At 71.4% G+C, this 10,351-nt stretch carries 7 protein-coding genes; 4 read left to right on the forward strand and 3 right to left on the reverse strand.

Going from position 1 to position 10,351, the window contains the following annotated elements:
* Positions 1-18: 18 nt before the first annotated feature.
* Positions 19-1,614, reverse strand: a complete 1,596-nt coding sequence (locus FJV41_RS01490) for a putative metal-binding motif-containing protein (protein WP_181790319.1) — start codon at positions 1,612-1,614, stop codon at positions 19-21.
* Positions 1,615-1,954: 340 nt separating this feature from the next.
* Between FJV41_RS01490 and FJV41_RS01495 the strand changes: the two genes are divergently transcribed.
* Positions 1,955-3,124: a DUF6183 family protein gene (locus FJV41_RS01495; protein WP_141640567.1), complete on the forward strand. Its 1,170-nt coding sequence runs from the start codon at positions 1,955-1,957 to the stop codon at positions 3,122-3,124.
* Here FJV41_RS01495 and FJV41_RS01500 read toward each other — a convergent pair.
* On the reverse strand, positions 3,113-3,430 hold the full coding sequence (locus FJV41_RS01500) for a hypothetical protein (protein WP_141640568.1): 318 nt from the start codon (positions 3,428-3,430) through the stop codon (positions 3,113-3,115). The two genes, FJV41_RS01495 and FJV41_RS01500, sit on opposite strands and share 12 nt — an antisense overlap.
* Positions 3,431-3,570: 140 nt before the next feature.
* On the opposite strand from FJV41_RS01500, the gene FJV41_RS01505 reads away from it, so the two are divergent.
* Entirely contained in the window at positions 3,571-4,191 is a 621-nt protein-coding gene (locus FJV41_RS01505) for a DedA family protein (protein WP_141640569.1), read from the forward strand.
* Positions 4,192-4,259: 68 nt separating this feature from the next.
* Positions 4,260-6,419, forward strand: a complete 2,160-nt coding sequence (locus FJV41_RS01510) for a hypothetical protein (RefSeq protein ID WP_141640570.1) — start codon at positions 4,260-4,262, stop codon at positions 6,417-6,419.
* A 1-nt stretch (position 6,420) separates the two neighbouring features.
* On the opposite strand, the gene FJV41_RS01515 is transcribed toward FJV41_RS01510, so the two are convergent.
* Positions 6,421-9,564 (reverse strand): ABC transporter substrate-binding protein, encoded by a 3,144-nt coding sequence (locus FJV41_RS01515; RefSeq protein ID WP_141640571.1) that lies wholly within the window; start codon positions 9,562-9,564, stop codon positions 6,421-6,423.
* 65 nt (positions 9,565-9,629) lie between these two features.
* Here FJV41_RS01515 and FJV41_RS01520 point away from each other — a divergent pair.
* The coding region (locus FJV41_RS01520; RefSeq protein WP_141640572.1) for a transglutaminase domain-containing protein at positions 9,630-10,351 on the forward strand (722 nt) is incomplete at its 3' end.

Genomic DNA, 10,351 nt, shown 5'->3' on the forward strand with positions numbered 1-10,351 from the left:
TGGTGCGTCGAAAGGGATTTACTGACAGAGGGACTGGTCGCAGACCCCGGACTCGTCCAGGGCGCCCGAGCAGTTGTTGTCGATGCCGTCGCAGACCTCGGCGGCGCCCGGCTTCATGTCGGCTCGCGTGTCGTCGCAATCGCCCGGTGTCCGGGAGGTGTCCGCCGGCTGGCGGCACGTGGTGGTCTCGCCCCAGCTCGTGCCGTAACCGTCGTGGTCCTGGTCCGGATAGAAGGTGAGCCACGCCGCGCTGTTGCTCGAGTCATCGGAGAAGCCGGTGCAGTCCTCGTCGAGGCCATTGGCACACACTTCCGCCGTGGGCGTGCCCGGGGTGCAGGTGCCGTACTCGCCCCACTCGCAGACCTGGACGGGCGGCTTTCCGTCATGGGTCTCCACCCACTCGCACAGCTCGCCACAGGCGGGGGCGGTTCGCCGGCAGGCGCCCTGGCCACAACTGATGGGCGGGAGGTCATCCACCTGGCCATTGCAGTCGTTGTCTGACTTGTCGCAGATCTCCGGCTGGGATGGGCGTGGGATGCAGGTCTGCTCCGCGCCGTTGACGCACGCCTGGACGCTGGCGGCGCAGACGCCGAGGCCGCAGTGCTTCAACGCCCCGGGCTTCACGGCGTAGTTCGAGTCGTTGCAGTCCTGGCTGTTGGAGGAAGCGCCGCCCGGCACACTGCAGCCCGCGCCAATCGGAGCGCCGGCACCATAGCCGTCCGCGTCGTTGTCGCTGTAGTAGGTGAGCTGGACCCCGTCATCGATGGTGCCATTGCAGTTGTCGTCCACGTTGTTGCAGGTCTCTGCCTTGGCGACGCCCGGCGTGCAGGCGTTGTCACCCCACTCGCAGAACTCGACGGGCGGCTTGCCGTCCTGGACTACCACCCACTCGCAGATGTTGCCGCAGGCGGCGACGGTGCGCTGGCAGGCTCCTGTGCCACAGGAGATGGGGGGAAGGTCATCCACCTGCCCGTTGCAGTTGTTATCGATGCGGTCGCAAATCTCGGCGGAGGCGGCATAGGGGACACAGGCCTGCTCCACGCCGTTGACACAGGCCTGGACGCTCCGGGCACAGGCTCCCTGGCCGCATTGCTTGATGGCCCCCGGCTTGACGGTGGAATTGCCGTCATTGCAGTCAGTGGCATCCGCGACGTAGCCCGCGGGGAGGCCACAGGAGTCGATCCAGTTTCCTGGAGCCCCGTAGCCATCTCCGTCCGCGTCCCGGTAGAAGCGACCGGCCTGCCAGATGGAGGCGTTGGCGTCATTGCAGTCGTTGTTGTTGAGGACCCAGCCATGGTCCAGACAGCCCTGCTGCGCGGCCCCGGTGCCGTGGCCGTCCCCATCCGCGTCGCGATAGACGTTGCGCTTGACGCCCTCGTCTATCTGGCCGTCGCAGTCGTTGTCCTCCCCGTCGCAGATCTCCGGGTCACAGTCCGGTTCCGGCTCACAGTCGGGACATCCAGGTGGAGGCAGCAGGTTCGGCTCCGGCTGGGAGCTGATGGCGGAGCTCGCCGGGGCCGCGAAGACCGGGCCGACGGCGAGGGCCGTGAGCAATATCAATACAGACTGGCTGAGACGCCACGCGCGTGCGCGGGTCTCTGGAGGTCGAGACATGGTGGGCTTTCGTGGTGGACGACGAATGAACTCGCGACCAGGCATGCGAGTGCCATGCGGAGGGGGCGCGGTTCGACTCAGGGATGAAGGAGTGCCCCCCGCAACGCATACGGAGGCACGCGTTCAAGCTGGTCGTGACATTCCACCGAGACCCAGGCTGGTGAGGTGTTCGGGACGCGGCGTGCGCATGCGGGCGCCATGCGCGTGAATGCGCGGGACTCGCCTGCTTGCGAAGCCAGGGCAGGGTGGGTGCCAGTTACCTTGGCCCCACGCCGCGGAGCCCAGCCCGGACTCCGCTTGTCGGTCCACTCCCACGTTTTTCCTTGTAGACTTTACTTCCATGACTTCGACGGTGAGCGCGTTCCTCGACGACATCGACACCCGTGAGGGCTTGAACGAGGCCCGGCTGCGCCTGGAGCGGCTGGGTGAAGAGAGTGCCTGCCCGACGCTGGTGGCGCTCGCGGCCGAACTGGAGGCGCGTCAGGCCTCGACACTCGTGGACGCGCGGTGGCGGCTGCATGCGCTGTCGGACCACCTCGAAGAGGTGTTGGCCAAGGGCCAGGACGTGGACAGTGCCCTGGCCCTCCTGGAGGTCGCCCGGCAACCTCGCGCCGCGCGCTTCCAGGGGCGGCACTCCGCCGCGCGACGCGAGCAGGACCTGGCGGCGCTGCTGGCCACGCATCGCTCCGTGTCGAGCTTCGTGGAACTCATGTCCCATCGCCAGGGGCCCGAGGACCTCCTCGAGCTGTTCGCCTGCGGCGTGCAGGAGTACGTCATGCGTGGCGCGGACCTGTCGTCGGCGCCGGGTGTGCAAGAGCTCCAAGCGGAGCTGACGCGGCGGGGACACCCGCTGGCGGCGCTGCCACCGCGGCGCAATCGCTGGGAGTCCACGCTGGGGCGCCTCCTGGGTGCTGACGATGTCGCCTCGGCGGCGGACTCGCTCGCGGAGCTGAGGGCCGCGAAGTCTCGCGAGGACGAAGACGACGAGTACACCACCCCGAACGTCCGGCTGGTGACGCACGACGAGCCCGTGCCCCCGGGGTTCGCGGCCGTCGTCGAGGGCCGTGGTGAGGAGGGCCCTCCCGCTGAAGTCGACCAGCGGGTGCTCCGGTTGCGCCCCGCGCTGCCCAAGGCGCCCGCCGATACCGTGACCTCTCTGCTGGTCGACCTGGACCTGCCGCTCCTGAAGGACGCCACCGCCGTCGTGTGCGAGCGGGCGCGGCTGGCCGACGTGGCGGAGGCGCTCTATGCGCTGGCGGTGTCTGGCGCGCGGGGATGGCGGGGCGCGCTGGGCGCGGCGTATGGGCGTCTGGCTTTGTGGCGCACGCTGGAGGGGCTCGGTGGTCTCCCGGCCTCGTGGGCCGGTGATGCCCTGGAGAAGCGCTGGGGTGCCTGTACGTGGTACCAGTTCAACGTGCCCGAGGGCGTGGGCGTCGTCTGTCTTCGCCCCGGAGGGACCTCGCTCGCGCTCCTGGCGGTGCGCGATACGCCCGAGAACTCAGGCGGGTAGGGCCCTGCGCTTCCACAGGCGGAACGCGCGGTTCGAGGAGCGGCCATCCGGGTCCCTGGGGTGGCGGGGCTCCACGAGGCGCTCCTGCATCAGCTCCGTGGCGATGAAGCCCATCGGGCTGCTACCGGTCGGGTGGTCCATCTCCCGGCTCTGACGGACGACGTCCTCGAAGAACCGCAGTCCCTCCGCCGAGTCCTCCGTGAACCCCTGGTAGACGAGGAACCGCCACGCCTCCTCGGGGCTTCGGTGGAGGTCGACGGCGTGCAGGGTGGCGGTGAGCCTGTCCCAATAGCGCGGAAGAATCATGGCGGTGGGCGCGGAGCATAGCCGACGTCTCCTCGCGTCCGCGCACCTGTCTCTGTTCACCATCGACCACCCACGCTTTCCCCTTCACGGGTGCTGCCTTATGACGGGTGTCTGGCACCCGGAGGAGGTCGTTCGCGCGGATGGTGGAATACATCGACCAGCTCATCGGAGCGCTCGGCCCCCTGGGGCTGCTGGTGCTGGGGCTGGCGGCGGCGCTGGAGTACGTCGTCCCACCCTTCCCCGGAGACACCATCACCCTGTTGGGCGGCGTGTACGCGGTGCGCGGCGCGCACCCATGGGTGCTCGTCTTCCTCGTGGTGACGGCGGGCAGCGTGGTGGGCGCGGCCATCAACTACATGGTCGGCCACTGGCTGGCGGGGCGCTTCGATGCGCACCCGGGCCGCAGCTACTTCGGCATCACCCACGCCCGCCTGGAGCAAGTGCAGTCCCGGATGCGGCGCAACGGGCCATGGCTGCTGCTCGCCAACCGCTTCCTTCCAGGCATCCGAGGCCTCATCTTCATCGCCGCGGGCGCCGCGCGCATGCCTCGCGTCAACGCGCTGGGCCTGGGCGCGCTGTCTGCCATGGCGCACACCGGGCTGGTGCTCGCGCTGGGCGCCGCGGTGGGCGGCAACCTCGAGAAGTTGTCGGCGTTGATGAGCCGCTACCAGTACGCGGTGCTGGGGCTGGTGGTGGTGGGCGTGGTGGCGGTGCTGGTGCGCATGTTCGCTCGGCGACGCGCGCCCGCCTCCGAGCCCTGAGTCTTCAGTCGGACGGCCTCTCACACCGACATTGCGCGGTCGGGGCCCGGCGCGCTTGAGTCGCCTCCATGGCCTCGCGCATCCATCCAGGGACTTCGTTGCTCGTCGCGCTCGTGTTGTCCGTGGCGGGCTGCCGCTGTGGAGATGACCCGGGCGTGGGCGGCGCGCGCCAGGGCTTCCGTCCCCAGGAGGAACAGGTCGACTTCGGCCGGGCGCTGGAGGGCTCCCTCACGCGTCGTCAGGTGACGGTGCTGGCCACCGGGCGCTCCAGTGTCACCGTGACGGCCTCCTCGGGTTCTCCCTTCTCCGTGGACGTCGCCGAGGTGACGGTGCCGGGCAGTGGCCAGGCCACCGTCGACGTGGACTTCCTCGCGGGCAACGGCGCGGCGCAGGGCACGCTGACGCTGACGGGCGCGGGACGCACGGAGACCGTTCGCCTCACGGGCCTGGGAGTGAGGCCGCTCGACTGCGTCCCCTCCAGTCCCTGTCACGAGTCGCGCTTCGACCTGGACTCCGGTGCCTGCGTGGAGCGGCCCCTGGAGGACGGCGCCACCTGCATCCCCACCAGTCGCTGCCAGGCGAACGGCCGCTGCGAGTCGGGCGCGTGCGTGGGCACCCCCCGCTCGTGTGACGACGACAACCCGTGCACGGTGGATGCGTGCTCGCCCACCCTGGGCTGCGTGACGGCGCCCGTCGCATGTCCGGTGCCGAAGAACCCATGCAAGGTGGGCGTGTGCGACCGCGACGACGGCTGCGAGGAAGTGGACGCGGCGGACCTCGTGCCGTGCGGGCCGGTGGACTGCAGGAAGTCCAACCTGTGCTTCGGGGGCTCGTGCAAGGAATTGCCCACGCCGGATGGCATGCTCTGCGCGCCCGCCACCGCATGCCAGGGTGAGGGCACCTGCCAGGATGGCGAGTGTGAGAAGCCCGACGCGGGAGACCTCCCGGTCGACTTCAGCCAGGACCTGGGAGGGGAGCCCATGGGCCAGCCCGCGTTGCTCGTCCAGGAGGGCGCGCTGTTCACCTCGGTGTGCGGGGGTGACGGGGGCTGCCGGCTCGTCTCCTTCACGCACGGCGGTCTGCTGCGCTACGAGTCGCCCTATCCCGACGGTGGCACCCGCACGCTGCTGGCCGCGTCGGATGCGGGCGTGGTGGTGCTCGCCTCGGAGGGACTGGAGTCCTATGCCCCTCGGGGTCCGGGCGCGCGGCAGTGGGAGGCCCCCTGGACGTCGCTGGGCGCGCCCTCGGATGCGGGGCCCTGGATGGGGCACGTGGAAGCGGGAGAGGTCGCGCTGACACCAGACGGAGACGTGGTCGCGCACGTGGCCTGGGGCCCTGTGCTGGACGCGGGCGCGGATGGCGGAGTGGCGCCGCCGCTGGCGCCGGAGGGTGCGCGGTGGGTCTGGCTCGCGGGGCATGAAGATGCGGGTTCGGTGGTGCGCGCGGGGCCCGTGGAGCCCTGGCGCGGTGAGGCCCGGCTCGCGCTCGACGTGGAGGGCTCGGCCTATCGCTACACGGTGGATGGGCGACTGGAGCGCGCGGACCTCGAGCCGGACGGTGGCACGGAAGTCATCATCTCCGCGCTCGGCGACGGGGGTGTGCCGGGCGGGCGCGCGTCGCTGGCGGTGGCGGGAGGGACGCTGCTGGTGGGCACCCAGGCCTTCGTGTCCACGGACGGCGGTACACAGGTGGCGGTGGACTGGGACGCGGGCACGCGGACTTTGACTCCGCTGGCCGAGCCCGCGCTGCTCGCGGCGGAGGGGACTCCCGGCTACCTGTTCGCCCAGTCCTGCGACCGCGCGGATGGCCTGCCGTGCACGCCCGAGGAGGAGCGCACGGTGCTTCGCGCGGTGGACTCGGCCACGGGACAGGTGGCGTGGGAGGTGGACGCGCTACCCTTCACCGCGCTGCCCGGCTCGCTGCACGACGCGACACTGATTCAGGGCGGCGCGGTGGGGGTGCTCTCGGACGCGACGCGCCCGGATGGGCGGCAGGTGTGGCTCCAGCTCTTCGCGCGGGGGCAGAAGCTGCTGATGTGCCCGCTGCCGGGCCGCCCGACGGTGGTGGCGGGGGCGTCCTTCTTCGAGGACAAGCTGCTCGTCGTGCTGGAGCGCGACGGCGTGTGGAAGCTGGAGTCCTACGGCATGGGGCCCGGCATCCAGACAGATGCGCGCGGCTGGCCCCAGCGACACGGGACGCCGGGAGCCACTCGGCGCGAGTCGCCGTGAATCACTCGGTCGTATTCGGGTCCACCCACAGGTCCTCGTAGCGGACCTGCGGCGGCGTCTGGTGCAGGCGAAGGCCCTGCACCGTGGAGGTGGCCGCCGCGTGCACGCGCTCGTGGTACAGCGGGATGAGCGGACAGTCGTCGCGGAAGAGGTGCTCGGCGCGCACGTAGAGCTGCTGCCGCAGGCCCGGGTCAATGGACACACGCGCCTCGGCGGTGATGCGGTCCAGCTCCGGGTTGCGATAGCCCAGCGGGTACACCGTCTGCGCGCTGGAGTGCAGCAGGAAGTAGAGGAACGTGTCCGGGTCCGGGAAGTCCGCCAGCCACAGCGTGCGGAAGGCCGGCACCTTTCCGTCGCGCAGCCGCGCCGAGTACTCCTCCGGCGCCATCTCCACGTGCTTGAGCTCCAGCAGGCCCGCCTGCAACAAGGGGCGGAAGAGCACCGCGTCCTCGGCGGCAGTGTCCCGGCCCGCGGGGTGGTGGAGGGTGAGCCGCAGCCGCCGCAGGCCCGCGTCGCGCAACAACTGCTCGGCCAGCGCCACGTCGGGCGCGGGCAGGGGCCCCACCTCCGTGCCGCCGATGAGCTCCGGTGGGGTGAGCGTGCGCGCCACGCGGGCGCCCGGGTGGAACTGCTCCACCGCGCCGACGATGTCCATGCCCGCGCGCAGCGCGCGTCGCACGCGCACGTCGTCGTAGGGCGGCTCGCGCAGGTTGAGGGCCACGAAGGCCGTGGAGGGCGTGGTGCTGGCGAGCACCTGGAAGGACTCCAGGCCCGGCACCTCCACGTGTTCGGCGGAGAGGAAGGACACCAGGTCCGCGGCGCCCTCGCGCAGCCGCGCCACGGCCTCCTGTCGCGAGTTCACCAACTGGAACTCCAGCCGGTCCAACAGCGGCGTGCCCGCGCGCCAGTAGGACGGGTTGCGCTCCATCACCACGCGCTCCGGCTCCAGGGACACGACGCGGAAGGGGCCGGTGCCCACCAGCCTGCCACTGGAGTCCACCCGCGCCACCGCCGTGGGCGTCAGCGCCATCAGGTGCAGGAAGAACGCCTTGGGCTCGCGCAGGCGGATTTCCAGCGTGGCGTCGTCGAGCGCCTCGATGCCCGACACCTCGCGCGCGAGGCCGGACGTGTACTCGGACGCGCCCTCCACGTCCTCCAGGAGGCTGCGGTCCGGTGAGCGCACCGCCGGGTCCAGCAGGCGCTCCAGGTGGCGCTTCACGTCGCTGGCCGTCAAGAGCGCGCCGTCGTGGAAGGTGACGCCCCGGCGCAGATAGAAGCGATAGCGGCGCGCGGAGGGGTCCGCGTCCCAACGCTCGGCGAGGTCCGGTTCCAGGCCGCCGTCCGCCAGTCGCAGGAGGCTGGAGAAGGCGCACGCGGTCAGCTCCGACAGCTGGTTCTCCACGCTGAACAGCGGGTCCACCGCCTGGCGGTTGCGCAGCGACGCCGCCTGATGCAGCACCACGCGCAGCATTCCGCCCGTGCGCGGCTGGGGCAGCCGGAAGCGGAAGACCTCCGTCTCCAGGCCCAGCGCCTCGTGGCTCAGCTGGTCCACCGTGCGCGTCAGCCCGTCGCCGATGCGGATGACCCGGCGCGCGTCCTCGCGCACCTGCGCCACTTCCTCGCGGATGGACGAGTCCGCCTTGGTGAGCACCACGTTGGCGGTGCGCAGCTCTTCAATCGCCGCGCTCAGTCGCACCACGGACTCCGACAAGTCGCGGCCCGTGCGCGCCTGGTCCTCCGCCTTCTGCGACGCGCCATGGCCCACGCGGGCCATCTCCTGCGTCTGCCGCACCAGCTCGCGCGCGTGGCCGGACTGTTCAATGGCCATGCGCGTGACGTCTTCCACGCGGCGGGCCACGCGGCGGCTGGCCTCCACCACCGTGGCGCCCTGCGCCTCCAAGAGCTGCGTCTCCGTCACCGTGGCTTCCACGGCGCTGAAGGTGCGCCGGGTAATCGAGCGAATCTCCACCAGCGCCTCGGACGCGCGGTCTCCCAGGGCCACGCCCGCGGTGGCCTGCTCGCGGCCCTCGTGCACCAGCGCCACGGCGGTCAGCACCGCGTCGCGGACGCCGGACACCATGGCCGCGATTTCGCGTGTGGAGCGCGTGGTGCGCTCGGCCAGGTTGCGAATCTCGTTGGCCACCACGCCGAAGGGCCGGCCGTGCACGCCGGCCTGCGCCGCGATGATGGCGGCGTTGAGCGCGAGCAGGTTCGTCTGGTCCGCGATTTCCTGGATGACGTCGACGATGCGGCCGATTTCGGCGGAGCGCGAGCCCAGCGTGCCCATCAGCTCCGCGGCCTTGCGGACCGTCTCCTCCACCCGGTACATGCCCTTGACGCTGTCGGCCACCAGCACTTCGCCGCGCTCGGCCGTCGCCGTCACCGCCAGGGCCAACTGGTTCGTCTCGCTGGCGCGGCGGCGCACGGAGTCGATGCCGCCCTCGACGAGCGCCACGAAGTCCTCCGCCTCGCTCGCGAAGCGCGCCAGCTCGTCACCCGAGGACGCGATGTTGGCCAGCCGTTCGCTCATCGCCTGCATCAGCGCGGTGGTGTGATTGGCGAAGTCGTTCACCTGCGACAGCGACTCCACCACCTGCTCCAGCCGCTCGGTCATCTCCAGGAGCGCGCCCGTGGTGTCGACGGCGAACACCTCCAACTGGTGCACCCGCTTGCCCACCACCTGGAGGCTGCCGCCCATTCCGCTGACGGAGTGCAGCGTGCGCTCCACCGCGCCGCCCTGGCGCCGCGCGGCCTCCAGCAGCATGCGGGCCTGCTCGCTCACGTCCGTGCTGGTGCGGTGCAGGTTCGCCGTCACCCGCTGCACCTGCGACAAGGCACGGCGCAGGGACAGCACCAGGCGGCGCACATCCTCGTGCCCCTCGTACTTGTGCCCGCCCGTCGTGGTGAGGTCGCCCTCCGCCAGCCGGGCCATGACGCGTCGGCGCGCCAGCCGCCGCAGCGCCGCCCAGCGGAACCACGCCAGATACCCGCCCGTCAGGTACAGCGCGGGGGTGGCCAGGAGCAGCGCCAGCCAGGAGGAGGACTCCAGTTGCTGGCCGCTCAACTGAAGGACGCCCCCCAACACGAGCGCGGACAGCAGGCCGGCCGCCAGGCCGAACGCGAAGAGATACCGTTTGGCGCCCATGGACCGACCGAGGCTACCCCGCCTTCTCGCGCCGGTCCTCAAAACGCCGCAGACTGGGGAGCCCCGTGTCCGTCCTGCTCGCCCTCCTTGTCCTCGCTCTCCCAGTGAATCCCGTCAGCCCTGAAAGTGAGGGTGTCGGGGGTCCGCCTCGGAGGGAGGAGGCGCGCTTCGTCTTCTCCTGGCGCGGGGTGCCGGTGGGCACGGTGACGTTGACGCAGGCCGCCGGACGTTTCACGTATCTGAGCCGGCACCTGCACACGCGAGGACGTGAGCACGGGGAGCGTCGGCGCGAGGCGACGCTGGAGGTGGATGCCGCGGGTCGGCTCCCGGGCCGGGCCGTGGTTCCCCAGGCGCTGTGGCTGTGGCGGGGGCCTCCCGCGCCGGGCTGTGTGACGGGACGCGAGGAGCTGTCCGGCCGCGAGGGCCCGCACTGCGTCACGGGGGGGAGGGCGCCGTGGGTGGAGGGCACGCTGCTCGGAACACCCTTCCGGGCGCGCTACGACGCGGGCGGACGCATGGACGTGCTGGAGGTGGGCGAGTCGCGCTTCACCGTGGCGGCGCCGGGTGAGCGGCTGCGCGCCCCGCCGGACTTCTTCGCGAAGGGGCTGCCGGTGGAAGGCGAGACGGGGGCGCTGGCCCTGGTGCCCCCGCTGGAGGTTCCCTCGACACTGGATGGCATGACGCCCTGGACGGTGGGGGCGGCGCGGGCCCTGTCGGCGAGGGTGCACGCCGCGTTTCCGGAGAAGGCGCCCGGCGCGGCGGACTGGAGCGAGGACGGGGCGGGGGA

Origin of the sequence: Myxococcus llanfairpwllgwyngyllgogerychwyrndrobwllllantysiliogogogochensis, from assembly GCF_006636215.1 — a bacterium.
Lineage (GTDB): Bacteria > Myxococcota > Myxococcia > Myxococcales > Myxococcaceae > Myxococcus > Myxococcus llanfairpwllgwyngyllgogerychwyrndrobwllllantysiliogogogochensis.